Origin of the sequence: Guyparkeria sp. WRN-7 (assembly GCF_001641825.1) — a bacterium.
In the GTDB taxonomy this organism is placed as follows: domain Bacteria; phylum Pseudomonadota; class Gammaproteobacteria; order Halothiobacillales; family Halothiobacillaceae; genus Guyparkeria.
In genome coordinates, this window is record NZ_LRFH01000003.1 from 231,474 (window position 1) to 257,107 (window position 25,634).

A 25,634-nucleotide genomic window follows, 5' to 3' on the forward strand; every position below is an offset into this window, starting at 1 on the left:
CTCAGCCGTGACGCTTGGCAAAGTCGTTCATGAAGTGGATCAGCGCGTCGACGCCGGCTTCCGGCATCGCGTTGTAGATGCTCGCGCGCATGCCGCCGACCGAACGGTGACCGTTGAGCGTGACCAGACCCTGGCGACCGGCCTCGTCGAGGAAGGTCTTGTCCAGCGAATCGTCGGCGAGCATGAACGGCACGTTCATCCACGAGCGGTAGGCCGGCTCGACCGGGTTGCGGTAGAAGTCGTTGCCGTCGATAGCGGCGTAGAGCTTCTCGGCCTTGCGCTGGTTGATCTTGCCCATCTCCTCGAGACCGCCCTTGGCGAGCAGGTGCTCGAACACCAGACCGGCCATGTACCAGGCGTAGGTCGGCGGCGTGTTGAACATGGAGTCGGCCTCGGCCTGGGTGGCCCAGTCGATCATCGCCGGGGTGTTCTCGCGCGCCTTGCCCAGCAGGTCCTCGCGGACGATGACGATGGTCAGGCCGGCCGGACCGATGTTCTTCTGCGCACCGGCGTATATGACGCCGAACTTGGAGACGTCGATCGGGCGCGACAGGATGGTCGAGGACATGTCCGCGACCAGCGGCACGTCACCGGTATCCGGGATGTAGGGGAACTCGACGCCGGCGATGGTCTCGTTCGGCGTGTAGTGCACGTAGTCGGCATCCGGGGAGAACTGGATCTCGCCCTCGGCCGGCAGCGTGGTGAAGTTGTCTGGCTTGGTGTCGGCGACGACGTTGACGTCGACGAAACGCTTGGCTTCCTTGATCGCCTTGACAGACCAGTGACCGGTGTTGAGGTAGTCGGCCTTGCCCGAACCGTTGCCCAGGTTCAGCGGGATCGCGCCGAACTGGGTCGAGGCGCCGCCCTGCAGGAACAGCACCTTGTAGTTGTCCGGGATGTTCATCAGCTTGCGCAGGTTGGCTTCGGCCTGCTCGGCGATGCCGACGAAATGCTTGCCGCGATGGCTCATTTCCATGACCGACATGCCGGTCCCCTGGTAATCGACCATCTCGTCCCGTGCGCGGGTGAGAACCTCGGTGGGCAACATCGCCGGACCGGCGCTGAAGTTGTAAACGCGAGCCATGACTACTCCTGAACAGAAACGGAAAACAAGCGACCGGGCGATGTCTCGCCCGGCCATTAATTCAGTCGAAAACAGCCCGCTATGGGCGGGCTGATTGGGGTGGCGTTTCCCTCGCCACGGCGGGGATCACTCCTCCGCGTCGTGTCCTTCGGACTCTTCCTCCTCATCACCGTCGTCGTCCATGGCCGTGACCGGCTCGATCTGGACCAGATGCTCGTCCTTGCCCAGACGGATGAGGGTCACGCCCTGGGTATTGCGTGACAGGGAGGAAATCTCGGACACCTCGGTGCGCACGAGTGTACCGCGGTTCGAGATCAGAATCACCTCGTCGGCCTCGCGCACGAGCACCGCGCCGACCAGCTGGCCGTTGCGCTCGCTGGTGTTGATCGCGATCACGCCCTGCCCGCCGCGTTTGTAGGCCGGGAACTCGTCGATGGGCGTGCGCTTGCCGAAACCGTTCTCGGTGGCGGTCAGTACCTCGCCCTCGTCGACCACGATCAGCGAGACGACGTACTGCTCGTCCTGCAGGCGGATGCCGCGCACGCCGGCGGCGGTCCGCCCCATGGAGCGCACGTCTTCCTCGACGAAGCGCGTCGCCTTGCCGGCATTGGAGAACAGCATGATCTCGCGGCTGCCGTCGGTCAGTGCCGCTCCCACCAGGCGATCGCCCTCGCGCAGGTCGATCGCGATGATGCCGGCCTGGCGCGGACGGGAGAAGTCGACCAGCGGGGTCTTCTTCACCTGGCCGTTCTGGGTGGCGAAGAAGATGTAGTGATCGTCGACGAACTCGCGCACCGGCAGCATGGTGTTGATGCACTCGCCGTCCTGCAGCGGCAGGACGTTCACCACCGGACGACCGCGCGCGCCGCGCGCACCCTGCGGCAGCTGGTAGACCTTGCGCCAGTAGACCCGGCCGTAGTTGGTGAACATCAGCACCCAGGCGTGGGTGCTCGCCACCAGCAGCTGTTCGATGACGTCCTCGTCCTTCATGCGGGTCGAGGACTTGCCGCGGCCGCCGCGGCGCTGGCTGCGGTAGTCGGCCAGCGACTGGGTCTTGATGTAGCCCTCGCGCGAGAGCGTGACCACCCGGTCCTCCTCGGCGATGAGGTCCTCCATGGAGAGGTCCTCGTAGTCGACGATGATCTCGGTGCGGCGCGGGTCGGCGTACTCGTCCTTGATGCGCAGCAACTCCTCGCGGATCACCTGCATCAGGCGCTCGTCGGAGCGCAGGATGTCGAGGAGGTCGATGATGCGCTCGAGCAGCTTGGCGTACTCCTCGACGATCTTGTCCTGCTCGAGGCCGGTCAGGCGGTTGAGGCGCATGTCGAGGATCGCCTGCGCCTGCTCGGGCGAGAGGCGGTAGCGACCGTCGTCCTGCAGACCGAACTCCTCGCCCAGGGACTCGGGACGCGAGGCGGCCGCATCGGCCTTCTCCAGCATGGTGCGGACCACGCCCGACTCCCAGGTGCCGTCGAGCAGCTTGGTCTTGGCCTCGGCCGGGGTGGGCGCGGACTTGATCACGGCGATCATCGGGTCGATGTTCGCCAGCGCCACCGCCAGACCCTCGAGGATGTGGGCCCGCTCGCGCGCCTTCCTCAGGTCGAAGATGGTGCGGCGGGTGACCACCTCGCGGCGGTGGCGCAGGAAGACGTTGAGGACCTCGCGCAGGCCCACGGTGCGCGGCTGGCCGTCGACCAGCGCCACCATGTTGATGCCGAAGACGCTCTGCAGCTGGGTCTGCTGGTAGAGGTTGTTCAGGAGCACGTCGGGCATTTCGCCGCGCTTGCACTCGATCACGACCCGCATGCCTTCCTTGTCGGACTCGTCGCGCAGCTCGGCGATGCCCTCGATCTTCTTGTCCCGCACCAGTTCGGCGATGCGCTCGATCAGGCGTGCCTTGTTGACCTGGTAGGGCAGCTCGGTGATGACGATCGAGGTACGGTCGGTCTTCTCGCTGTCCTCGAACTCGGCCCGGGCGCGCATGACGCAGCGGCCGCGGCCGGTGAGGTAGGCATCACGCAGACCCGCCGCGCCGTTGATGATGCCGGCAGTGGGGAAGTCCGGCGCCGGCACGTAGGCGAGCAAATCGTCGTCATTGATTTCCGGCTCGTCGATCAGGGCGACCGTGGCGTCGAGCACCTCGCCGAGGTTGTGCGGCGGGATGTTGGTCGCCATGCCGACGGCAATGCCCGAGGAGCCGTTGACCAGCAGGTTCGGGAACTGGGCCGGCAGCACCTGCGGCTCGGATTCCGAACCGTCGTAGTTGTCGATGAAGTCGACGGTTTCCTTGTCGATGTCGGCCAGGAGTTCGTGGGCGATCTTGGCCATGCGCACCTCGGTGTAACGCATGGCCGCCGGCGCGTCGCCGTCGACCGAACCGAAGTTGCCCTGGCCGTCGATGAGCATGTTGCGCATGGAGAAGTCCTGCGCCATGCGCACCAGCGCGTCATAGACCGCCGAGTCGCCGTGCGGGTGGTATTTACCGATGACGTCACCGACGACACGTGCCGACTTCTTGTAGGGGCGGTTCCAATCGTTGGACAGCTCGCGCATGGCGTAGAGCACGCGCCGGTGGACCGGCTTCAAGCCGTCGCGGGCATCCGGCAGCGCCCGCCCCACGATCACGCTCATGGCGTAATCGAGATAGGACTGCCGCATCTCGTCTTCGAGATTGACCGGGAAGATTTCTGAAGCGAACTGAGTCATTCGAGTGTCCTGGTACCCACGAGTGTCCTGATCGATCGGCGCCATCGCGTCAGGCGGGCGGCCGCGTCGCCGCGAAACCGCCCGCCGACAGGGGCGCCGATTAACCGGAGCATGTTATCACAGAGGCCCTGCCCGGGCGCGGGTCGGGCCGGCTCAGTCGAACAGCCGCGCGATGCCGCCTCGGTCGGGGCGGCGCACCACCCCGGCCTCGGTGACCAGCGCGTCGATCAGCGATGCCGGCGTGACGTCGAAGGCCGGGTTCTCGACCGGGGCATCCGCCGGGGCCACCGGCCGTCCGCCGAGACTGCGCACCTCGTCGGCCGGACGCTGCTCGATCTCGATCGAGCGCCCGTCGGCGCAGTCGCGATCGATGGTCGACCGGGGCGCGACCACCATGAACTTCACTCCATGGTGTCGCGCCAGCACCGCCAGCGAGTAGGTGCCGATCTTGTTCGCCGTGTCACCGTTGGCCGCGATGCGATCGGCGCCGACGATCACCCAGCCCACGCGACCGGTCGCGAGGATACTCGCCGCGGCGCCGTCGCAGATCAGGCGGTAGGGGATGCCCTCCCGGGAAAGCTCCCAGGCGGTCAGGCGCGCGCCCTGCAGCCAGGGGCGCGTCTCGTCGACATAGACACCCTCGAGACGGCCGGCAGACCAGGCATCGCGCACCACGCCTAGCGCCGTCCCCTGCCCCGCCGTCGCCAGTGCGCCGGTATTGCAATGCGTCAGCACCCAACGACCCGGCTCGATCAGTGCCGCACCGTGCTGCCCCATGGCGAGGTTCGACTCGACATCTTCCCGCTCGATCTCGGCGGCTTCGTCGGCCAGCCGCTGCAGGCGTGTCTCGCTGTCGAGACCCGCTGCGGCGGCGAGGCAGGCGGCCATTCGATCGAGTGCCCAGACAAGATTCACCGCCGTAGGACGGGCGGCCGCCAGCTCGTCGTAGACCGACCGGAGATCGTCGGGGGACAACGCCCCGCCGCGATCATGGGCGCGCCGCGCCCCGAGCAGATAGCCATAGGCGGCAGCCACACCGATGGCCGGTGCACCACGCACGGCCATGTCACGTATCACTTTCGCCACGCACGTTGCGCACGAGCAACACAGCCACTCCTCGACATGCGGCAGCTGCCGCTGATCGAGAACCCACAGCTCGTTTTTCTTGAATATCAGTGCTTTAACCAATCCCCAACCCCGGAATGAAACTAATTGAACCGACTTCGATCACAGCCCCCGCCCGGGCACTGGCGACCCAGTGAACCGGTTTTCAGCCCGGCCAACGGAGCGGAATACGGCTATTTTTGCACTTTGGCGGAATGGACGACTACTATTTCCGTCAGATTCAACCGTTGCCGGAATTGAATCAGGGCTTTCCCAGCAACAGCCAAAAAGTCATCTCTGACCTCAAAAGAAACAAGGAGATTTCACAGATGAAGAAAATGACCGTGATCGCTGCCTCCATCGCAGCCACGTTTGCCTTCTCTGGCCAGGCCTTCGCCGGGGGTCAGTCCCCCTACGTGTTCAACAGCAGCGGCGACCCGGTCAAGACCGGCCACGGCCCCTGCCTGTACAACGCCCACGGCGACCTGAACAGCGAGACCGCCATCGAGGAGTGCAACCCGGAGCTGGTGCAGAAGGAAGAAGCCAAGCCGGCGCCGAAGCCGCTGGTCGAGCCGCCCCCGGAGCCGCAGATGAAGACCGTCACCCTCGAGGCGGACACCTACTTCGACTTCGACAAGTCGTTCCTGCGTCCGGAAGGCAAGGAAACCCTCGACGCGCTGGTGCGCGACATGGGCGACCTGAACTCGGTAGCCGAGATCACCGCGGTCGGCCACACCGACAGCATCGGCACCGACGAGTACAACCAGGGCCTCTCCGAGCGCCGCGCCGCTTCGGTCCGCGAGTACCTGGTCGACCAGGGCGTTCCGGCAGACCGGATCGAGACCATGGGCATGGGCGAGTCCCAGCCGGTCGCGACCAACGAGACGCCGGAAGGCCGTCAGCAGAACCGTCGCGTCGAGGTGACCATCAAGGGCACCGATCAGTAATCACTGATCAAAACGACCGACAGAACGAAAAACACCGCCTTCGGGCGGTGTTTTTGTTTGTGCGCGACATAAATCGAAAAGCGTGAACCGGTATCAAGACGATTCCCGGCCTACACTCCACTCGATTCCGAAAAACGACATCCGCAACTCGCAACAGGAGTGAACAACATGGAAGCGAGCTTTTTCTCCATTTACGTACTGCCGTGGATCATCAAGATCATCTTCGCCGCCGCCATCGCCGTGGGCGGCTGGTATATCGCCAAGCTCGCCACCCCCTGGCTGACCCGACTGCTGCAGCGCACCGGCCTCGACAACATGCTGGTGGGCTTCACGGTCGCGATCGCCCGGGCGGCCTTCCTGCTGTTCGTCGCCATCGCCGCGCTGTCGAAACTCGGGCTGGACACGACCTCGCTGGTCGCCCTGGTTGCCGGCGCCGGCCTTGCCATCGGCCTGGCGCTCAAGGACTCGCTCAACAACTTCGCGGCCGGCGTGATGATCCTGACTTTCCGCCCCTTCCGCAGCGGCGACTTCATCATCACCGGCGGACTGATGGGCACGGTGAACGAGATCGGCATCTTCCACACCCGGATGAACACGCCTGACAATGTCGAGATGATCGTGCCCAACGGCAATCTCTACAGCGCAGCGATCACCAACTACAGCGTGCGCGATACCCGCCGCCTGGAACTTGCGATCGGCATCGACTACGCCGACGACATCGCCAAGGCCAAAGAGCTGGTCATGCAGGTGTTCGAGAAGGACGACCGCGTGCTCAAGGACCCGGCCCCGGTAATCCTGGTCAACCAGTTCGGCGCCTCCAGCGTCGATCTGCTGATCCGCCCCTGGGTCCGCTCGGCCGACATGCCGACGATCAAGTCCGACCTGCAGCAGCAGATCAAGGAGACGTTCGACGCCAACGGCATCACCATCCCCTTCCCGCAGATGGTGATCACCTCGGCCGCGACCGACGAGAAAACGCCGAAGACCTGACTAACCGGCAACCCCGAACGCACGAAGAAAGCCCCGCAAAGCGGGGCTTTTTAGTAGGTGTCGGAGCATCTGTTCCCCGCAACTGACAAGCGGTTTATCGACCACGAGCAAAAAAGGCCATTGCAACGTCTACGCTGGGACAGACGCCCATGCCGGGAGCCCGAATGTTCCGTCGTTTGACGAGCCAGAGTGTCAACACCCCCAGCTGCCCGGCCGGAAACCGCTGGCTGTTGGCAGCGACCCTAAGCGTAATGCTCCTCGGGGGTGCGGGAGGCTATCTGTGGGGCGCTAACAAGGTGATGCAGCAGGCCGACGAGCGAGCCGCCGAGCTGGCCCAGCAGTGGGACCCGGCCGTCAGCGCCTTCTTCTCCCGCTACACGCTGCTCCCCCGCGCACTCGAACTGCTCCCCCGCATCCGGAACATCCCGACCTCCGACACACCGGCATCCGCCAACCCGTTCCTGAACGACCTGGCCGGACGATTCGAACTGGACGCCCTATACGTGATTCGCCCCTCGGGCACGACGGCAGCCTCCAGCAACGAGAGTTTTGTCGGCGAGAACTACGCATTCCGACCGTATTTCCAGAACGCCATGAACGGCCAGGTTTCCACTTACGTGGCCCTGGGGAGCACCTCGGGGAAGGCCGGCTACTACGTTGCCGGCCCCATCCGCAAGGACGGGCAGATCGTCGGCGTGATCGCGATCAAGATCCGTTCGTCCTCCATCGGCGAGCTTCTCCGTCAGCTCGGCGAGGATGAAGCCCATGGGGTTGACTGGGCCCTTTCCGACGAGCACGGCGTCATCTTCGCCGCCTCACGCGATGACTGGCTCCATCGCAGCCGACACCCGCTGTCGGCTGCCACGCTGGCCCAGCTTAGGAACGAACGCCGCTACCCGAACACCCGGCCCACCGTCATGCCCGCGGCCTACCGCAGCGATCGCGAGGACGGCGCCCATTCGCTGTTCATGCACTTGAACGACCACATCGGCATGAGCTCAGCGCCAATCTCGGGCACCGACTGGCGAATCACCTTCTACACCTCCATCCGCAACCCGACACTCGCCTGGGCCTATGCGGCGATAGGCGGCCTGATCGCTCTAGCGATCGCGCTGATCGGCGCCATGTTCGTATTCCGCGAGATGGCCCGTTCGCAGATGCTGCGCACCGCGGTTCGCGACCCGCTGACCGACCTATTCACCCGGCTGTACATGAAAGAAGCCATTCCACCGCTTGTCGCGATGCACGACCGGCATCCCGACCAGGGATTCACGCTGGTCATGCTCGACATCGATCACTTCAAGCGGGTCAACGACGGGTACGGTCACATTGCGGGCGACCGGGTGCTTGCCCATGTCGGCGCAATCATTCGCGAACAAATCCGCGCAGGCGACATCCCGGTTCGTTACGGAGGGGAAGAGCTGGCCGTATTCCTGCCGGGCGAGGGGCTCGCGGAAGCGCAGCAGTGTGCCGAGCGAATCCGCCAGGCAGTGGAAAAGGCCACCATCCGGTCCGGCCATTCGGTGCTGAACGTCACCATCAGCGGCGGGATCGCGGCTCACCGGAAGGGAGAATCCCTGTCGGCACTCGTCGAACGGGCCGACCACGAACTGTACTGCGCGAAAGAGGCCGGTCGAAACCGTGTCTGCGCCGAAGGCATGACAGGTCAAGAACCGATCTGACCCGCCCACGAAGCCAAAAAAAAAACGCCTGCGGCACAAGGCCAGCAGGCGTGATGGTTCAGTTCATCGAACCAGTGGTGTGGCGGAGAGGCAGGGATTCGAACCCTGGGACCCCGCGAGGGGGTCAACGGTTTTCGAGACCGCCCCGTTCGACCGCTCCGGCACCTCTCCAAACGGGGACGACACGGCGGACCGTGTCGACATGCAAACTGGCGGAGAGAGAGGGATTCGAACCCTCGGTACGGGGTTACCGTACACACGCTTTCCAGGCGTGCTCCTTCGACCGCTCGGACATCTCTCCGTTTTCCGGTCAGCGGGGAACCCGTGACTCGGGAAGGGTGCGGATTCTAACCAAACCACCGCCCCGTGACAATGGCCCACACGCCATGAACCGGCTGCGATACGCTCGTCAGTCGGAGAATCCGCCCCGAGACCGCCGAGACCATGCCCCGAGAACCCGATCGCGCCACTCTGGCCAGCCATCCGTTTCGCCGCCAGTTGCTCGCAACCCGTCCGGCATTCGTTCTCCTCGCCCTGGTCGCGGCAGGGATCGGCCTGGCGACCAGCCTGGCAAGCGGCGTATCGATCGCCCCTCTCTGGGCTGGCCTGACACTGCTCGGCGCGGCAACGTTTCATGCCGCGGTCAACGTCCACAACGACTACTTCGACGATCTCAACGGCACCGACCCGGGCAATTGCGAGCGCCAGTTCCCCTTCACCGGCGGCAGTCGCATGATCCAGAACGGCGTGATGAGCCGCGCGGCGACCCAGCGGCTGGCCTGGGCGCTCTACGCCATCACCATCGGCATCGGCCTGTGCCTGCTGGTACCGGGTGGCCTCCCGTTGCTGGCACTCGGCCTCGCCGGGATGGTACTCGGCTGGGCATACTCCGCCCCGCCACTCGCGCTCAACCGGCGCGGACTGGGCGAGGCGACGGTCGCAGCGGGCTTTGGCCTGCTGATGCCGGTCGGCGCGGACCTGGTGCAACGCGGCGAGTGGCATACCCTGCCGGTATGGGCCGGGCTGGGTTTTGCACTGATGACGGCCAACCTGCTCTTGATCAACCAGTTCCCCGACCTGCTTGCCGATAGCCAGGCGGGCAAGCGCCACTGGGTGGTCCGCCTCGGTCGAGGTCGGGCACGCTACCTGTACCTCGCCATTGCCGCGGCCGCCTATCTGACACCCACCACACTGGTTGCGACCAACCGCCTGCCCGGCACGACGCTGATCATCTGGGCTGCCCTGCCGCTCTCGGTGCTTTCCGGCATCAGGCTGTGGCGGCACCATCACCAACCAACATCCCTGCGGGGCGCCCTGGCGGGCACCGCTGCCGCGACGCTCCTCTATGGCGGCCTGCTGATCGTGGGGTTGATCGCCGCCGGCTGATTCAGCGATCCGGTTCGAGAACAGCCATCGACTCGACATGCGCGGTGTGCGGGAACATGTCCATCACACCCGCGGCCACCAATCGCCAGCCATGCTCGTGCACCAGCCGACCGACGTCCCGGGCCAGCGAACCCGGATGGCAGGAAACGTAAACCACCCGCCGCGGCTTCATGCGCGCGATCACCGGGATCATCGCCTCGGCCCCGGCACGGGGCGGGTCGAGCAGAACGCGGTCGAACGACTCGCGCATCCAGCCGTGCGCGGCATCCGGCTCGAACAGGTTGCCCACGACATGGCGGGTGTTGTCGATGCCGTTGGCGGCCGCCGACTCCGCGCCACGCGCGACCATGGCCTCGTCGGCCTCCACGGCCGTGACGCTGCCAGTCGCCCCGGCGCGGCGTGCCAGCGGCAGGCTGAAGTTGCCCAGCCCGGCGAACAGGTCGAGCACCCGGTCGCCCGGCTCGACGGCCAGCCAGTCGAGTGCCTGACGCACCATGCGCCGGTTGATCTCGGCGTTGACCTGGGCGAAGTCGAGCGGCGAGAAGCGGATCTCGACGTCGAAATCCTCGAGGCGGTAACTCGGGTAGACGTCGCGCTCGCCGGCCACCAGTGGAGCCAACGTATCCGGGCCGCCGGGCTGGAGGAAGATGGCGAAACCGTGCTCGTCGGCGAACGCATCCAGGCGCGCACGATCATTCTCGTCCAGCGGAACCATGTGCCGGAAGGCCAGCGCACAGTGATCGTCACCGCAACCGATCTCGATCTGCGGGATGTCGCGATATGCCTTCAGGCCGGCGATCAGCTCCGAAATCACCGGCAATTTTTCGCCCACCCGGGGGTCGAGTACCGGGCAGGTATCGATGTCGGCGATCATCGGACTGCCGGGTTCACGAAAGCCGACCAGCACGCGTCCCTTCTTTCGCACCCAGCGCACGCCTAGGCGGGCCATGCGCCGATAGCCCCAGATCGGGCCCGTGAGCGGTTCGAGCCGCTGATCGGGTGCGACCCGACCGATGCGCGAGAGCTGATCGAGCAGTGCCTGCTGCTTGTGGTCCACCTGGGCATCGGGATCCAGGTGCTGCATGGCGCATCCGCCGCAGAGATGGAAATGCGGGCAGCCGGGCTCGACCCGCTCGGGGCTGGCTTGCTCGACGGCCACCGCATCGCCCAGGTCGAAATGACGACGCTGATCGCGGTAGACGAAACGCACCTCCTCGCCCGGCAGGGCCCGGCCGATAAAGGTGGCCTTGCCGTCGACATGCGCCACGCCGCGCCCCTCGAGGGTCAGCGATTCGACGTGAGCGGGAAACTCGCCTCGCGGAAGCGCCTTCTTTTTCTTGATGCGCTTGTTGCTGTGTGTCTTACGGGCCATGACTCTCCGGGTAGAAGGCAAACGACCCCGCAACGCGTCGCGCTGCAGGGCCGTGTCGAGTGCAATGTTAGTGAAGGGCGATCAGCCGGCCGGGAACACCCCGGTGGACAGGTAGCGATCGCCGCGGTCGCAGACGATGGTGACGATCACGGCGTTTTCCACCTCCGCGGACACCTTGAGCGCGGCGGCCATCGCCCCGCCCGAGGAGATGCCGGCCATGACGCCTTCCTCGCGGGCCAGCCGACGGGTCATTTCCTCGGCCTCGTCCTGGGAGATATCGAGGGTGCGATCGACACGAGCCGGCTCGAAGATCGACGGCAGGTATTCCTTCGGCCAGCGGCGGATGCCCGGGATCTGCGCCCCCTCACCCGGCTGCACGCCGACGATCTCGATCTCCGGGTTCTGTTCCTTGAGGTAGTGCGACGTACCCATGATGGTGCCGGTGGTGCCCATCGCCGAAACGAAGTGCGTCAGCCGCCCCTCCGTGGCCTGCCAGATCTCCGGGCCGGTGGTCAGGTAGTGGGCCCGGGGGTTATCCGGGTTGGCGAACTGGTCGAGCACCACGCCCTCGCCGCGCTCGGCCATGGCGGCGGCCAGATCACGCGCCCCTTCCATGCCCTCCTCCTGCGAGACCAGCTTGAGCTCGGCCCCGTAGGCGGCCATCGACTGGCGACGCTCGATCGACATGTGCTCGGGCATGATCAGCGTCAGGCGCAGGCCGAGGGTGGCCGCGACCATGGCCAGCGCGATACCGGTATTGCCCGAGGTCGCCTCGATCAGGCGGTCGCCCGGTTTGAGCTCGCCGCGCTCGATCGCCCGCGAGATCATCGAATGGGCGGCACGGTCCTTGACCGAACCGGCCGGGTTGTTGCCCTCGAGCTTGCCGAGGATCACGTTGCCGCGCTCGGCACCGACGGGATCGAGCCGCTGGATACGCACCAACGGGGTGTGGCCGATCAATTGATCAAGACGGTGACCTAACATACGCTTGTTGGCTCGCTCTGACTTACCTGATGAAAATCCGGGGAAAGCGGGTCCGCCCGCGCCCCGAGTATGCCACAAAGGCCCTCGGTGAACGCTTCCAACCGCAGACAACAGCACGCCGATAAACAGGGGCCCTCCGGCCACCTGCCGTGGCTCGTCGCGGCACTGATCGCACCGCCCGTCCTGCTCGCCATCGAGGCCCTGCTGGCCGGTCGCCCCCCGCTCTCCCCGAGCGTCATCCAGTCCAGTATCGGCTGGGCGGTGGCATGGATGGTCGGTGCCGGCTGGTTACTGATCCGAAGCCGGCGAGAGCCCCAGACGAGCGCAGCCGAGACACCACCGCCCGAGCCGCCGGCCGAACACGATCCGGCGGACAGCCAGCTCTCGCCGGCATCGGTGCTCGAACTGGTCAATCAGCAATGGGTGACGCCGCTCGGGCATATCCGCTCGGCGGTCGACACGCTCGCGGGCATGGAACGCCGACTGGCCCGCTGCGCCCCGACCAGCCCCGACGGCGAGCCCGAACCGGCCCGCTCGCTGCAATTGATGCGACATGCTAGTCACCGTCTGCGCATATCGATCGAGAACATCATCGATTACCACGAGATCACCGCCGGACGGATGACGCGCACCGACAGCCGCGTCAACCTGCGCACCACCGGCGAGGACCTGGTGACCGACTGGCAGACCACCGCCCAGCGCGACGGCCAGGTCCTGCAGTTCATCGGCTACCAGGACCTGCCGCGCGAAATCGCGTTCGACCCGCAGATGCTGCGCCGGCTGCTCGAACGGCTGCTCAACGAGGCCCTCTGCGTCGCCCACCTGCGCGAGCCCGCCGTCACGCTGGAACTCGAGGACGAACAGGAAAACGAGGGTGGCGACCTCATCGGTCGGTTCCGCCTTACCGTCGATGGCCAGCGGGCCGGCCCCGACTCGCTCGACGCCGCCCGGCTGGCCGAGCGACTCGAGCAGCCGCTGCCGGATTCGCTCGAAGGACTGCTCGTCGACGACCTGATCGACATCTGGATCATCCGCTGCATTTCCAAGCACCTCGACTCGGCCCTCGAGGTGGTGCCAACCGGGCAGCAGCGCTTCGGCCTGACCGCCACCTTCAGCGCCCCGATCCTCCTGGGCGAGGCCGACAGCGGTGACCGGCTGGCCGGCCAGCTGTGCGGGGTACTGTGCGCCTCGCCCCAGCACCGCCGGGCCTGGCAGGGCAATCTCGCGGCGCTCGGGGCCGACATCCAGCTGGAGCCGGACTTCGGCCAACCGGTGGACCTGCTGTTCCTCGACGAGCGGATCGTGGCGGAAAACCAGGGCGACCCGGCCTTCGATCAGTGGATCTCGCTTGCCGGCCGTGTCATCGGCCTTTCCAGCCACCTGACGATTCGCGGCCGCCCCAGCGCCCCGCTCCACTGGGCCGACTTCACGCTACCGCTGTTCATCCGTGCCCGCGCCCTGTCCGCCTCGCTCGAGCGCGTGCTCGGGACACCGGCACCGGGGCCGCGGCGGCAACCGTCGCGTGCCGCTCCCGCCGCGACCGAAGCCAAGCCCGCCCCGGCACCCGCCGACCGACCTGCCGTAAGAAAAACCGCGCCGCCGCGACACGCCCTGTACTCGTTCGCCGGTCGCGCGGCCCTGGTGATCGACGACGACCCGGTCTACCTCGCCCACCTGGGACAGACCCTGGGCGAACTCGGCTTCGAGGTGCTCTCTGCGACCAACGGCAAGGAGGCACTGGCACTGGCCGATCACGAGGACATCGATATCGTCTTCACCGACATGCACATGCCGGATATCACCGGTGCCGGCGTGGCCCGCATCCTCAAGAAACGGCCGCGCCATCTGGAAACCCCCATTATCGCGATCACCGCCAACCGGCAGGGCAACGTGCACCAGGACCTGCTGCACAGCGGCATCGAACGCGTACTGACCAAGCCGGTAACCGCCGGCGACCTGCTCAGCGCGATCGGCGAATTCTTCCCGCTGCAGCCGCAGAATCAGACCGACACGCCGTCGCGGACGAATGGCAGCGGCAAGGGCAAGGCGGAAAACGGCCGCGACCCGTTCCTCACCCGCCTGCTTTGCGACGAGCTGCCCGGTTATCGGCGCCTGCTGGCACAGGAGTCCGATGATCGTGACGCGCTACGTCACGCGGCGCACAAGTTGCGCGGGGCGGCCGCCTGCTGCCAGGAAGCCGAATTGCAGCAACTGGCCGGGGAACTGGAGACAAACCTCGACCACGCCGCCCCCGCGGGCGAGATCCAGCCACTGATCGAGGCCCTGATCGAACGAATCGATCAGATCAATGCCACCCCCGCCTGCCGGACGGGCGACGAATGAGCCGCGGGCTGCATTTCATTCATCAGGCATTACTGATTCTTCCAGGCCAGATTCATTGCTAGGATCGGCCTATAGTTATATCCACACGCTGGTGGAGAGCCCAGGGCCGGGCAAGAACAACCAAGGAAAAGGTCGGGCACCATGGAATTCGACAATGCTGCACTCAAGGGAGGGGCTGATCAGGGCATGATCGTCTTCCTGTGCAATTCATCCGGGCGCGTGACCAATACCAGCCCGCGCGCCGAGGAACTGTTCCCGCCACAGGGAGAGGAAACCCTGCGCGGGCGCCTTGAAGGGCGCATCAGTCTCAATGCCGGCCAGTCGCTGATGGGCGCCCTGATCGATGGCGAGCAGACCGCCCTGCGCGGCCTGATGGACAACCGGGAAATCACCCTCGGCGTCACGCCATTGGACGAGAACCAGCGACTGGTCGTGCTCATGGAGAGCCTGTGCTCGCCGGCCACCCTCGACTCGCTGACCAGCCTGCCCGACCGCAGCGCCATGCTCGAGCGCGTCCGCGAAGTCCAGTCGGGGGGCGAAGGCGGACATCGACTGCTACTGGTCGACATCGACCGCCTCAAGACCGTCAATGACTACCTCGGCTACCACGTCGGCGACCGCGTGATCCGCGACCTTGCCCGCGCCATGCAGGAGACGGTACCCGATGACGTATTGATCGCCCGTTGGAGCGGCCACGAATTCATGCTGCTGGTCCCGCCCCGGCAGGCAGAACGCACGCCCCAGATTGCCGAACAGATCCGCACGGCAGCCTCCAGCATTCATTTCGTTCCCGCCGACGACGCGCCACACCTGGGCACGGTCACCGTCAGCATCGGCCACGGCACCCTCGGTCCGGGCGAGACCAGTCGCACCCAGCCACGCGACCAGCTCAGCGCGATCAATGCCGCGGTCTACGAAGCCAAGCGCACCGGCCGCGACCGCGTGGTCGATGCCGACCAGCTGAAGCAACCGTCGGTCTACACCACCGGTGGCGCACTCGACCGCGCCATTCACGAGGGGCGGATCGTCGGGGCAAGTCAGCCGATCGTCGATCTCAAGACCGGCGAAGTGGTGGCAGACGAAACCCTCGCCCGCATGATCACGCCGGAAGGTGACGTGATTCCCGCCGGGATGTTCATCGAGGCGGCCTCGCGCCTGCAGATGGCCCACCGGATCGACTTCGAGATCATCAACCAGACCATTACCAACTGCGTCGCCTCACTGGACCATCGGCCGATGGCGCATTTCGTCAATATTTCCGGCGATTTCCTGCAGCATCCCGAGCTGATGGAACAGGTGATCGAAACCGCCCAGAACGCCTGCGCATGCGTCGGTGGGAAACAGGAGGTCAAGCCGCTGGTGCTGGAAATGACCGAGCGGGAGGTGCTCGAAGACACCGCCGACGCCTACAGCGCCCTGCAGCCACTGATCGATTTCGGCCTGCGCCTGGCACTGGATGACTTCGGTTCCGGCTACTCGTCCTACCGCTACCTGCTGGACATGCCCTTCACCTTTCTGAAGATCGAGGGCGCCCTGGTGCAGAACATGAGCCAGAGCCTGCGCGCGCAGAAGATCGTCCAACACATCCAGGCGATGGCCAGCGACATGGGCCTGATCACGGTGGCCGAGTTCATCGGCGACCAGCGCACCGCCGACATGCTTCGGGATATGGGCATCGACTGGGGCCAGGGCTTCCACTTCGGCCGCCCCGAAATCGTGCGCCCGACGTCAGCGGATATCCGGGAGTTCGTCCACGAGATCTGACCCCGACCGGGCGGCGCCGTCGCCGAGGCGCGGGCCCCGCCGGCCTTCCTCCGTCGCGGAAAATGCGCTATCCTGCGCGCCCTGTTTCGGAGTGTAGCGCAGCCTGGTAGCGCACCTGCATGGGGTGCAGGTGGTCGGGGGTTCAAATCCCTCCACTCCGACCAACAATTTGAAGGGGTTGTCCCAACGGGGCAGCCCCTTCATCGCGTCTGGGTCAGACCCAACGCACGCGAACGGCCCGACATGGGGCAAACGCACGATGACCACGACCGCCAGCTCGCCGATCGACTTCTTCGCCTCGCACCCATCACTCGTGGTGCGAGATGCCCTGAACCTCGCCATCGCCGCCCACGAGGGGCAGGTGCGACGTTACACCGGCGAACCGTTCGTCCTGCACCCCGTCGCTGTCGCCCACCTCGTTGCGGCATACGAGCGCGATCCGCTCGTCCTGGCCGCCGCCCTGCTCCACGATGTGGTCGAGGACACCGAGGTGACGGCAGCAGACCTCGCGTCTCGATTCCCTGCCTCGGTCGTCCGCATGGTGTTGTCCCTGACCAACCCGTCACGCCCCGACGACGGCGACCGAACCGCCCGCAAGGCCATCGACCACGCTCATGTGGCTCAGGCCGACCCGAGGGCTCAGACGATCAAGTACGCGGACGTGTACCTGAACGTCCAGTCAATCGCCCGGCACGATCCCGACTTCGCAAAGCGTGTGTACCTGCCGCAGAAGGCATCGCTGATCCGCCGTCTGAGTCGAGGGCATCCGGTGCTGCGGCGTCGGGTCCGTGAGTCCATCGATGCGCTGATGGACCAGCTGCTCGCCGACTGACCAGCCGCACCGACCGATCAGGGCATCAACTCCACCCCGAAGTAGCGGGCGACGAAGGTAAACAGCCAGAACGACGTCACCGTGATGGCGGCACTGGCAATCATGGTGGGCCAGAACCCGATGCGCCCGAGCAGAAGCGGGAAGGCCAGGAACATCGGCAGGGTGGGCACGACATACCAGAACGTGTACCAGGCATGGCTGGCCACTTTCTCCTGCGAGCCGGTCTCGATGTGAAGCCAGATCAGCGCCAGGATCGTGACCAGCGGCAAGGCGGCAATCAGCGCACCGAGCTTGTCGCTGCGCTTGGCCACCTCGGAAACCAGCACCACGATCCCGGCGGTACTCAGGTACTTGACCAGCAGCCACCCCATGTCGCCCTCCTTCTTGCACCGGAGTACCCGGCATCGTCATCGCCCGATCATGACATCAGCAGGCCGGTCGGCGGCATTCCCACCCGCCAAGAGAGCAGGCGCCGATGGCCACGATCATCCTCGGCGGGCCGGCCACCTCGACCTTCCTCAACATCGTGGTCCTGCCGGCACTCTACCGGCCGGTGGCCCAGCGCACCGACGAGGCCACCGCCAGCTGATGCGCTGACCCGCCCCGCAGCGGGTCGACTTTCCTTCCACTGCCCACCGGAGGCATCGCCGGTGGGCATTTTTTTGTTCGGCATCACATCATGCGGTGACAGGGAGAATCATCAAGCGCGGGGCACGCCCGAATGCTGCGCGGGTTCCCTGGGCAGAGTGACAAGAAAACGGGTGACCCCTGCCTCCGAGCTCGCCGTGATGTCGCCGCCATGCGCGCGGACGATCGCCCGGGTAATCGCCAGCCCGAGCCCCAGCCCGCCGGTGGCACCCCGCGGACGGGTTCTTGCCCCTTCGGCGCGGTAAAAGCGCTCGAAGATCCGCGACAACTCCTCCGGGGCGAGCGGCTCACCGGTATTTTCGACCGTTACCGTGGCCATCGACGGGTGCTCGATGATCCTCACCAGCACGTGGCCGCCCTCGTCGGCGTGGCGCAGCGCGTTGGAGAGCAGGTTGCTGAATGCCCGCCGCAGCATCAGGCGGTTGCCATGGATCACCGCGCTGCCCGCGGCAGACAGCGTCACCCCCTCCTCCTCGGCCAGTGCATCATAGAAATCGAACAGGTCGGCCACTTCCTCGTCCAGCACCAACTCCTCGACCGAGGGCAGCGACAGGCCGTTGTCCGCCTTCGCGAGGAACAGCATGTCGGCGATCATGCGGGAGAGCCGATCGAGCTCCTCGGCGCTCGAGGCGAGTGTCTCCTGATACTCCCGCTGGGTGCGCGCACGCGACAGGGCGACCTGGGTCTGCGTGAGCAGATTGCTCACGGGGGTGCGCATCTCGTGCGCCAGGTCCGAGGAAAAGTTCGACAGCCGCCGGAACGCCTCTTCCAGACGATCGAGCATGCAGTTGAGCTCGTGGGCCAGCCCGGTCAGCTCGCGCGGGACGGCTTCCTCCGGCAGGCGCTGACTGAGCTGGCTGGCCGTTACCGATGCCGCCCGCTCCTGGATCAGCCTCAAGGGCACGAGACCGCGCCGGGCCGCCCGCCAGCCGAGAAAGCCACTCAGGATGGCGGCAAAGGGGATGAATACCGACAGCGTGTGGCCGTAGCGCACCAGAAACCGCTCGTGGTGATCGATATTGATCGCGGCTGCCACGATCAGGGGATCAAGCCCCGGCAGCTCCGGCTGGACGCTCTTGACCAGGGCGCGATATCGGGAGCCGTCCTTCCACCATGACAGCAGGTTCGACTGCGCCCCGTCGGCCCGCTCGCGCAGCCGCTCCCGCGGGAACAGTGACTCCGATGGCGCAAGGATCGCCCTGCCGTCGGCCGTCTCGACCAAAATCTTGAGCTGCGGGTCGCTGCGGAACATTGCCTCCACCGCCTCCTCCAGGGCGACGATCTCGCCGGTCTGTGGCGGGCGCTTGACCAGGCGCTCGAGCACCTCGATCTTGCTCTCGAGCAGGCCCCGGTCCATCTCGAGAAAGTGCCGTTCCACCGCCGCGTGCAGGACCCACGCAAGCCCCAGCAGCACCGAGGACGAGACCAGGATGAACAACAGGGTCAGGCGGGTGGTCAGCGAAACCGGCCGGGTCATGCCTCTCCCTCGACCTCCATCACGTAGCCCATGCCGCGGATGGTCCGGATCAGCCGTGTATCGAAGGGCTCGTCGATCTTGCGGCGCAGGCGGCGCACGGCCACCTCGACCACGTTGGTGTCGCTGTCGAAGTTCATGTCCCAGACCTGGGAGGCAATCAGCGAGCGCGGCAATACCTCGCCGCGACGACGCATGAACAGCTCGAGCAGCGCGAATTCCTTGGCCGTCAGATCGATGCGCTGCCCCGCCCGGGTCGCGCGATGACCGAGCAGATCCAGCTCCAGGTCGGCGACCCGCAGCGTGGTCGGTTCGGGCTCGGCCCGGCCGCGCCGCAGCAGGGTGCGCACCCGCGCCAGCAGCTCGGAGAAGGCGAACGGCTTGACGAGATAATCGTCCGCGCCCAGCTCCAGCCCCCGGACCCGGTCCTCGATCTGGTCGCGGGCCGTGAGGAACAGTACCGGCATGTCCCGACCGCCACGCCGCAGGGTCTGGAGGATCTGCCAGCCATCCATGTTCGGCAGCATGACGTCGAGAACGACCAGGTCGTGATCCCCGGTCAGGGCCTGGTGCAGGCCCTCCACGCCATCATCCGCCAGGTCGACGGTATAACCGGCCTCCGTCAGCCCCTGCTGAAGGTAGCGGCCCGTCTTTTCTTCGTCCTCGACGATCAAGATCTTCATGCGCCCTCCCGTCCGAATCGAAACGCATTCTGCCACCCCGATACGACCTGATTCGCCACATTACAGCGTTGTAATGCCCGGGTCAGGTTCACGACAGAGCGCGCAGCTAGCGTGGGGGTGAAATCCGGGCATCGTCCGCGCACACGATGACTCGGCCGTCGCCTCACCCGATGCATTCTAGGCATTGCCGCACACCGGTTGTTGGAGGAACTGAAATGGATCGACGCCGCTTCTTGAAGGGCAGCCTGGCAACGGCAGCCGCCACCACGCTGGGCCCGGTCGCGACACGATCTGCCGGGGCCGCCACCATGGATCGACCGTCGCTGCCACTACCGAATCTGATCGACGTCGAAAAAAGCGGTCGACTCGACCTGGTCGCCCAGCGCGGCAACCAACGGTTTCTCTCCGGCAACCCCTCGGCCACGCTGGGCTACAACCAGGCCTACCTGGGGCCGGTCGTCCGCGCGCGGCGGGGGCAGGATGTGGCGGTTCGCCTGCTCAACGACCTCCCGGAGCCCATGGCCACGCACTGGCACGGCCTGCTCGTGCCGGGCGAGCACGATGGCGGCCCTCACCAGGCAATCCGACCGGGCGAGGTCTGGGAACCGGTTCTTTCCATCGATCAGCCGCCCTCGACTGCCTGGTTCCATGCCCACACCCACCCGCATACCGCGCGACAGGTATATGCCGGGCTTGCCGGCGTGTTCCAGATCGATGACGGGCGGGACGACGAGCGTGGTCTGCCCCACCAGCACGGTGTCGACGACTTCACCCTCGTCATCCAGGACCGCCGCTTCGATCAGCTCGGGCGACTGGACTACCGCCTCGGCATGTTCGACCGGATGCACGGTTTCCAGGGCGACCGGATTCTGGTCAATGGCGCCCATTTCCCGCGCGCCCGGATGCCGCGCTCGGTCGTCCGCCTGCGCCTGCTGAACGGATCGAACGCCCGCATCTATCACCTGCGCTTCGACGACGAACGCCCGATGCACGTCATTGCCAGCGACTCGGGCTACTGGCCGCAGCCGGTGGCCGCCGACGAGCTGCGCCTGGCGCCGGGTGAACGGATCGAGGTACTGGTCGATTTCCGTGATGGCCACGATGCCCGCCTGGTGACCGGTCCCGACCGGAACCAGGGCGGACCGGGGATGATGGGCATGATGAGCGGTCTTCGCTCCTTCACCAACTCGATGCTGGAAGGCGACACGCCGGTACTCACGTTCCACCCCGGTGGCAACGAGGGGCAAGTCGACCGGCTGCCGGAGACCATCGACGACGAACTGCCGGCGCCACCGACCGTATTCGCCCGGCGCCGACACCTCACACTCGACATGATGCTCGGCGGCATGCCCATGATGCGCGGCATGATGGGCGGGAACGGTGGCCCCACGATGGGCATCAACGGTCAACCGTTCGACATGCAGCGCATCAACGCCGAGGTGGGTCTCGGCACCACCGAGCACTGGACCATCGAGAGCGACATGCTGATGCACCCGTTCCACATCCATGGGGTGCGTTTCCGGGTGCTCGCCGACGAGAGCGGCCGGTCACCGCGACTGGAGAACCGGGGCTACAAGGACACGGTGCTCGTGGATGGCCGCGCCGAGATCGCGGTGGAGTTCACGCAACCGGCCGGCCGGGAGACACCCTTCATGTACCACTGCCACATCCTCGAACACGAGGATGCCGGGATGATGGGCCACTTCAGCGTCTCCTGACCGGCAGGCGGCAATGCCGCTGACATTCACCATGCGTCCCGACGGGAGGAACGATCATGGACTACGCACATTTCATGGGATTCGGAGGGGGCTTCATGTGGATCATCTGGGTGCTCTTTATCGGGCTCGTCGTCTGGCTGCTTTTCGCCATCTCGCGGCAGGACCGCTCCCTGGAATCCCCCAGCCCCAGGGAAATCCTCGACCGGCGATATGCCCGGGGCGAGATCGACGACGAAACCTACGAGCGCATGAAAAAGGAGCTCGAATGAGCATCCGCCGACTTCCCTTACCTTCGAACGACAGCGAGCAGTCACGAGAAACGCGAACTGACTGACCTACTCGCTCGCCACCGAAGACGGCCTGGCCGGCACCCCGCCCGTATCGCGTTGTTTTGGTGGACAACTCGCCACTCGTCCACCCGACCGCATCGTCATCCCTTCCGAAGGTTTCGGCCCCGAAACGCAGCTGACAAAAACGTAATCGGCGCGTCAGGACGATGACAGAACAACGCACTAAAGTCCTTGGCAACGCATCGGGAGGCCCCTCCCCCACGCACCGCCACTGAGAGGACGACACGCATGATTCGACGACAGACCCTGCTTGCACTCGCCCTGATGCCGTTGATGGCACAGGCAGGCGGCAACCACGGTGGCGGCCACGAGGCCATGACCGGTTCGCCGGGCAACCCCGCCGAGGTCGACCGGACCATCGAGGTCACGATGAACGACCAGATGCGCTTCGACCCGGAGAGCATCCAGGTCGAGGCTGGCCAGACGGTCCGTTTCGCCGTGACGAACACCGGCCAGCAGCCCCACGAGATGGTCATCGGCACGCTCGACGAGCTCAAGGCGCACGCCGAGGAAATGCGCCGCAACCCCGGCATGAAGCACGAGGAGCCCAACATGGTTCGGCTGGATGGTGGCGAAACCGGGGAGATCGTCTGGCACTTCGCCTCGCCGGGCGAGGTGGATTTCGCCTGCCTGATACCCGGACACCTCGAAGCCGGCATGAAGGGGACGGTCGACGTCCAGGCCACGCCCTGATCACCGCCCCTGCGAGACGACCGGCAACCGAACAAACCACGCTTTCCGCACGACGGAGGGAAACGACAATGGACCAATACGAAACCCTGACCGGGAAGGGCCACTCCCGCCGCCGCTTCCTGCGCAATGTCACTTCCATGAGCGTCCTGGCCGCGCTATACGGCTATGGTGGCGTGAGCCCGGCCCTCGCCTGGCCGCAGGTCGGCAACCATGAAGCCGAGCGCCTGGAGGACGGCGATACCGACGTCTTCAACCTGGTGATCGATCGCACACCGATGAAGATCGACGGCAAGCCGGCCAACCCGATCACCGTCAACGGCACCGTGCCGGGGCCGGCCATCCGCATGCGCGAGGGTCGCAACGTCCGCATCCGCATCCAGAACAACCTCGACGAGTGGACCTCGATCCACTGGCACGGGATCCTGCTGCCGTTCCAGATGGACGGCGTGCCCGGCGTGACCTTCGAGGGCATCCCGCCGAAGGACACCTTCGAGTACTACTACCCGCTCAAGCAGGCCGGCACCTACTGGTATCACAGCCATTCGGGCCTGCAGGAGCAGCTGGGGCACTACGGCCCGCTGATCGTCGAGCCGGCCGAGCCCGAACCGTTCAACTATGACCGCGACTACGCAATCGTGCTCTCGGACTGGACCTTCGAGGATCCGCACGACGTCTTCCGCAACCTCAAGGTGGCCGAGGGCTATTACAACTACCAGAAGCGGACCGTCGAGGACCTGCTCGAAGACATCCAGAAGAAGGGCTGGTCGCAGACCATGCGCGAACGTGCCATGTGGGGCGAGATGCGCATGAGCTCGCGCGACCTGCTCGATGTCACCGGCAGCACCTACACCTACCTGATCAACGGTCGCTCGCCCAACGACAACTGGACCGGCCTGTTCAAGCCGGGCGAGAAGATCCGCCTGCGCGTGATCAACGCCTCGGCGATGAGCTTCTTCGACGTGAGCGTTCCCGGCCTGAAGATGACCGTGGTCCAGGTCGACGGCCAGAACGTCGAGCCGGTACCGGTCGACGAGTTCCGCGTCGGCGTGGCCGAGACCTACGACGTGATCGTCGAGCCCACCGACCAGCAGGCCTACACCGTCTTCGCCGAAGCCATGGATCGCAGTGGCTTCGCGGCCGGCACCCTGGCCACCGAAGTCGGCCTGACCGCCGAGATCCCCGAGCCGCGCCCCATCGCGTCCCGCGGGATGGAAGCCATGGGCATGGACATGAGCGACATGGACATGAGCGACATGGACATGGGTGGCATGGACATGGGCAACGGCGACACGGAGATGGGCGGCCAGTCCGGTGGCATGGACATGGGCGGCCAGTCCGCCGGCATGCAAGGCGATCAGGGCATGACCGGTCAGTCGTCGCATGCCGGCATGGCGATGGACCATGGCGACGCCAAGGGCGGCATGGACATGGCCATGGACAAGTCGGGTGGCAAGGCGCCCTGGCCGCTGGCCGATCGCGAGATCTCGCACGGCCCGAACGACCATGGCCCCGGCGCGGCGATGGTGGCCCGCAGTCCCGGCAACCGGCTGAGCGACCCGGGCATCGGCCTGGAGAGCACGCCGGAACACAAGGTGCTCGTCTACGACGATCTCAAGGCACTCGCGCCTTGGCCCGACCCGCGTGAACCGGAACGGGAGATCGAGCTTCACCTCACCGGCAACATGGAACGCTACATGTGGTCGTTCGACGGCGAGAAGTTCTCCGAGGTGGACGGCCCGATCCAGTTCCATCACGGCGAACGGCTGCGCCTGATCCTGGTGAACGACACCATGATGGATCACCCCATCCACCTGCATGGCATGTGGATGGAGCTGGAGAACCAGCACGGCGATCTGCGGCCCCGCAAGCACACCATTTCCGTGAAGCCCGGCGAAATGGTCTCCGCGCGGATCACCGCCGACGCGCCGGGGCACTGGGCGTTCCACTGCCACCTGCTCTATCACATGAAGGCCGGCATGTTCCGCGTCGTATCCGTCGCCTAACGTTTCAGAGGAGCACGATTGATGAACACCAACCGACACCTTTCCAAGACCGTCGGCGGCCTGCTGAGCGCGACCCTGCTGGCCGTCATGCCCCTCGCCGCCACGGCCGACGGCCAGGCGCCGTTCGCCGTGGAGAAAGGCTGGGCGCCCCCCGTGGGTGACGAGCCGCACGGATTCTTCCTGTTCGATCGACTGGAATATGCCGCCGGCGACGACGAAGACAGCGTCAACGTCGAGTTCAAGGGCTGGTACGGCGGCGACTACAACCGCGTCTGGGTCGAAGGCGAGGCCGAGGACGTCGTGTCCGGCGGCAGCGGCGGCGCCATCGAAAATCTCGACCTGCTCTACGGCCGGCTGATCTCGCCCTACTGGTCCGTGCAGGCCGGCGTGGGCTACCAGCTCGAATACGGCCCGGGCCCGGATCCGGACCGCGGCTATGCCGTGCTCGGCCTGCAGGGTCTCGCGCACTACTGGTTCGAGGTCGATACCAACCTGCGCCTCAGCGAGGACGGCGATGCCTGGGCGGACTTCGAGGCCGAATACGACTTCCTGCTTACCCAGAAGCTCGTGCTGCAGCCACGTTTCGGCACCATGGTCGCCTTCGACGAGGTCGAGGAATTCGGCGTCGGCGAGGGCATCAACAACGTCAAGCTGGGGCTGCGCCTGCGTTACGAGATCAAGCGCGAGTTCGCCCCCTATATCGGCGTGAGCTGGAACAAGAAGCTCGGCGACACGGCCGACATGGCCGAGGACGAAGGCGAGGACACGGGTGACTTCCGGGTACTTGCCGGCGTGCGGATGTGGTTCTAGGACCGCATCTGACGATCGACCGCAAAGCCACCGGCCCGGTGCCGGTGTGAAAAGCGCGCCC

At 65.8% G+C, this 25,634-nt stretch carries 20 protein-coding genes and 3 tRNA genes; 13 read left to right on the top strand and 10 right to left on the bottom strand.

Annotation, left to right across the window (positions count from 1 at the left end; all coding sequences use genetic code 11):
* Window position 1 precedes the first annotated feature (1 nt).
* From serC to mtnA, 3 genes are all read right to left on the bottom strand, one after another.
* The gene (gene serC, locus AWR35_RS02485) at window positions 2-1,084 is read right to left on the bottom strand and encodes a 3-phosphoserine/phosphohydroxythreonine transaminase (RefSeq protein ID WP_058574375.1); all 1,083 of its coding nucleotides are present in this window, start codon (window positions 1,082-1,084) and stop codon (window positions 2-4) included.
* A 126-nt stretch (window positions 1,085-1,210) separates the two neighbouring features.
* Complete coding sequence (gene gyrA / locus AWR35_RS02490) at window positions 1,211-3,790, bottom strand: DNA gyrase subunit A (RefSeq protein ID WP_058574376.1); 2,580 nt, start codon at window positions 3,788-3,790, stop codon at window positions 1,211-1,213.
* Window positions 3,791-3,943: 153 nt separating this feature from the next.
* Entirely contained in the window at window positions 3,944-4,978 is a 1,035-nt protein-coding gene (mtnA, locus tag AWR35_RS02495; RefSeq protein WP_058574377.1) for an S-methyl-5-thioribose-1-phosphate isomerase, read from the bottom strand.
* A gap of 245 nt (window positions 4,979-5,223) precedes the next feature.
* Between mtnA and AWR35_RS02500 the strand changes: the two genes are divergently transcribed.
* The 3 genes from AWR35_RS02500 (at window position 5,224) to AWR35_RS02510 (ending at window position 8,513) form a co-directional block, all read left to right on the top strand.
* Window positions 5,224-5,841, top strand: coding sequence for an OmpA family protein (locus tag AWR35_RS02500; RefSeq protein WP_058574378.1), 618 nt, complete (start codon window positions 5,224-5,226; stop codon window positions 5,839-5,841).
* A gap of 168 nt (window positions 5,842-6,009) precedes the next feature.
* Entirely contained in the window at window positions 6,010-6,831 is an 822-nt protein-coding gene (locus tag AWR35_RS02505) for a mechanosensitive ion channel domain-containing protein (RefSeq protein ID WP_058574379.1), read from the top strand.
* 164 nt (window positions 6,832-6,995) lie between these two features.
* A complete protein-coding gene (locus AWR35_RS02510; protein ID WP_231723544.1) occupies window positions 6,996-8,513 on the top strand; it encodes a sensor domain-containing diguanylate cyclase in 1,518 nt (505 codons plus the stop codon).
* Window positions 8,514-8,593: 80 nt separating this feature from the next.
* On the opposite strand, the gene AWR35_RS02515 is transcribed toward AWR35_RS02510, so the two are convergent.
* A tRNA-Ser gene (locus tag AWR35_RS02515) sits at window positions 8,594-8,684 on the bottom strand.
* Between the two features lie 39 nt (window positions 8,685-8,723).
* A tRNA-Ser gene (locus tag AWR35_RS02520) sits at window positions 8,724-8,814 on the bottom strand.
* 143 nt (window positions 8,815-8,957) lie between these two features.
* Between AWR35_RS02520 and AWR35_RS02525 the strand changes: the two genes are divergently transcribed.
* On the top strand, window positions 8,958-9,899 hold the full coding sequence (locus AWR35_RS02525) for a prenyltransferase (RefSeq protein ID WP_058574381.1): 942 nt from the start codon (window positions 8,958-8,960) through the stop codon (window positions 9,897-9,899).
* A 1-nt stretch (window position 9,900) separates the two neighbouring features.
* On the opposite strand, the gene rlmD is transcribed toward AWR35_RS02525, so the two are convergent.
* Window positions 9,901-11,271, bottom strand: coding sequence for a 23S rRNA (uracil(1939)-C(5))-methyltransferase RlmD (gene rlmD, locus AWR35_RS02530; RefSeq protein WP_058574382.1), 1,371 nt, complete (start codon window positions 11,269-11,271; stop codon window positions 9,901-9,903).
* A gap of 81 nt (window positions 11,272-11,352) precedes the next feature.
* Entirely contained in the window at window positions 11,353-12,255 is a 903-nt protein-coding gene (cysM, locus tag AWR35_RS02535) for a cysteine synthase CysM (RefSeq protein ID WP_058574383.1), read from the bottom strand.
* Between the two features lie 87 nt (window positions 12,256-12,342).
* Here cysM and AWR35_RS02540 point away from each other — a divergent pair, with 87 nt between their 5' ends.
* From AWR35_RS02540 to AWR35_RS02555, 4 genes are all read left to right on the top strand, one after another.
* Entirely contained in the window at window positions 12,343-14,598 is a 2,256-nt protein-coding gene (locus tag AWR35_RS02540; RefSeq protein WP_058574384.1) for a response regulator, read from the top strand.
* 141 nt (window positions 14,599-14,739) lie between these two features.
* Window positions 14,740-16,362, top strand: coding sequence for a bifunctional diguanylate cyclase/phosphodiesterase (locus AWR35_RS02545; RefSeq protein ID WP_058574385.1), 1,623 nt, complete (start codon window positions 14,740-14,742; stop codon window positions 16,360-16,362).
* 87 nt (window positions 16,363-16,449) lie between these two features.
* Window positions 16,450-16,526, top strand: a tRNA-Pro gene (locus AWR35_RS02550).
* 95 nt (window positions 16,527-16,621) lie between these two features.
* A complete protein-coding gene (locus AWR35_RS02555; protein ID WP_058574386.1) occupies window positions 16,622-17,194 on the top strand; it encodes an HD domain-containing protein in 573 nt (190 codons plus the stop codon).
* 17 nt (window positions 17,195-17,211) lie between these two features.
* Here the strand turns inward: AWR35_RS02555 and AWR35_RS02560 are convergent, their stop codons facing one another.
* The 3 genes from AWR35_RS02560 to AWR35_RS02570 form a co-directional block, all read right to left on the bottom strand.
* Complete coding sequence (locus tag AWR35_RS02560) at window positions 17,212-17,565, bottom strand: DUF3147 family protein (RefSeq protein WP_058574387.1); 354 nt, start codon at window positions 17,563-17,565, stop codon at window positions 17,212-17,214.
* A 329-nt stretch (window positions 17,566-17,894) separates the two neighbouring features.
* Window positions 17,895-19,319: a heavy metal sensor histidine kinase gene (locus AWR35_RS02565; protein WP_058574388.1), complete on the bottom strand. Its 1,425-nt coding sequence runs from the start codon at window positions 19,317-19,319 to the stop codon at window positions 17,895-17,897.
* Window positions 19,316-19,999 carry a heavy metal response regulator transcription factor gene (locus AWR35_RS02570; protein ID WP_058574389.1) on the bottom strand — a complete coding sequence of 228 codons (684 nt, stop codon included), beginning with the start codon at window positions 19,997-19,999 and terminating at the stop codon, window positions 19,316-19,318. Before AWR35_RS02570 ends, AWR35_RS02565 begins: the two co-directional genes overlap by 4 nt.
* Before the next feature lie 215 nt (window positions 20,000-20,214).
* Between AWR35_RS02570 and AWR35_RS02575 the strand changes: the two genes are divergently transcribed.
* The 5 genes from AWR35_RS02575 to AWR35_RS02595 all read left to right on the top strand — a co-directional run bounded on the left by AWR35_RS02575 (window position 20,215) and on the right by AWR35_RS02595 (window position 25,573).
* Window positions 20,215-21,717, top strand: coding sequence for a multicopper oxidase domain-containing protein (locus tag AWR35_RS02575; protein ID WP_058574390.1), 1,503 nt, complete (start codon window positions 20,215-20,217; stop codon window positions 21,715-21,717).
* 56 nt (window positions 21,718-21,773) lie between these two features.
* Window positions 21,774-21,986 (top strand): SHOCT domain-containing protein, encoded by a 213-nt coding sequence (locus tag AWR35_RS02580; RefSeq protein ID WP_058574391.1) that lies wholly within the window; start codon window positions 21,774-21,776, stop codon window positions 21,984-21,986.
* A 309-nt stretch (window positions 21,987-22,295) separates the two neighbouring features.
* Window positions 22,296-22,760, top strand: a complete 465-nt coding sequence (locus AWR35_RS02585) for a cupredoxin family protein (protein WP_058574392.1) — start codon at window positions 22,296-22,298, stop codon at window positions 22,758-22,760.
* A gap of 68 nt (window positions 22,761-22,828) precedes the next feature.
* Window positions 22,829-24,763 carry a copper resistance system multicopper oxidase gene (locus AWR35_RS02590; protein ID WP_058574393.1) on the top strand — a complete coding sequence of 645 codons (1,935 nt, stop codon included), beginning with the start codon at window positions 22,829-22,831 and terminating at the stop codon, window positions 24,761-24,763.
* Window positions 24,764-24,784: 21 nt separating this feature from the next.
* Window positions 24,785-25,573 (top strand): copper resistance protein B, encoded by a 789-nt coding sequence (locus AWR35_RS02595; protein WP_066185031.1) that lies wholly within the window; start codon window positions 24,785-24,787, stop codon window positions 25,571-25,573.
* The last annotated feature ends 61 nt before the right edge of the window (window positions 25,574-25,634 follow it).

What these genes read in the sequence shown, in the direction of transcription:
- serC (WP_058574375.1), bottom strand. Translation starts at nt 1,084, where the DNA reads ATGGCTCGCGTTTACAACTTCAGCGCCGGTCCGGCGATGTTGCCCACC.
- gyrA (WP_058574376.1), bottom strand. Translation starts at nt 3,790, where the DNA reads ATGACTCAGTTCGCTTCAGAAATCTTCCCGGTCAATCTCGAAGACGAG.
- AWR35_RS02500 (WP_058574378.1), top strand. Translation starts at nt 5,224, where the DNA reads ATGAAGAAAATGACCGTGATCGCTGCCTCCATCGCAGCCACGTTTGCC.
- AWR35_RS02505 (WP_058574379.1), top strand. Translation starts at nt 6,010, where the DNA reads ATGGAAGCGAGCTTTTTCTCCATTTACGTACTGCCGTGGATCATCAAG.
- AWR35_RS02510 (WP_231723544.1), top strand. Translation starts at nt 6,996, where the DNA reads ATGTTCCGTCGTTTGACGAGCCAGAGTGTCAACACCCCCAGCTGCCCG.
- AWR35_RS02525 (WP_058574381.1), top strand. Translation starts at nt 8,958, where the DNA reads ATGCCCCGAGAACCCGATCGCGCCACTCTGGCCAGCCATCCGTTTCGC.
- rlmD (WP_058574382.1), bottom strand. Translation starts at nt 11,271, where the DNA reads ATGGCCCGTAAGACACACAGCAACAAGCGCATCAAGAAAAAGAAGGCG.
- cysM (WP_058574383.1), bottom strand. Translation starts at nt 12,255, where the DNA reads ATGTTAGGTCACCGTCTTGATCAATTGATCGGCCACACCCCGTTGGTG.
- AWR35_RS02545 (WP_058574385.1), top strand. Translation starts at nt 14,740, where the DNA reads ATGGAATTCGACAATGCTGCACTCAAGGGAGGGGCTGATCAGGGCATG.
- AWR35_RS02555 (WP_058574386.1), top strand. Translation starts at nt 16,622, where the DNA reads ATGACCACGACCGCCAGCTCGCCGATCGACTTCTTCGCCTCGCACCCA.
- AWR35_RS02560 (WP_058574387.1), bottom strand. Translation starts at nt 17,565, where the DNA reads ATGGGGTGGCTGCTGGTCAAGTACCTGAGTACCGCCGGGATCGTGGTG.
- AWR35_RS02565 (WP_058574388.1), bottom strand. Translation starts at nt 19,319, where the DNA reads ATGACCCGGCCGGTTTCGCTGACCACCCGCCTGACCCTGTTGTTCATC.
- AWR35_RS02570 (WP_058574389.1), bottom strand. Translation starts at nt 19,999, where the DNA reads ATGAAGATCTTGATCGTCGAGGACGAAGAAAAGACGGGCCGCTACCTT.
- AWR35_RS02575 (WP_058574390.1), top strand. Translation starts at nt 20,215, where the DNA reads ATGGATCGACGCCGCTTCTTGAAGGGCAGCCTGGCAACGGCAGCCGCC.
- AWR35_RS02580 (WP_058574391.1), top strand. Translation starts at nt 21,774, where the DNA reads ATGGACTACGCACATTTCATGGGATTCGGAGGGGGCTTCATGTGGATC.
- AWR35_RS02585 (WP_058574392.1), top strand. Translation starts at nt 22,296, where the DNA reads ATGATTCGACGACAGACCCTGCTTGCACTCGCCCTGATGCCGTTGATG.
- AWR35_RS02590 (WP_058574393.1), top strand. Translation starts at nt 22,829, where the DNA reads ATGGACCAATACGAAACCCTGACCGGGAAGGGCCACTCCCGCCGCCGC.
- AWR35_RS02595 (WP_066185031.1), top strand. Translation starts at nt 24,785, where the DNA reads ATGAACACCAACCGACACCTTTCCAAGACCGTCGGCGGCCTGCTGAGC.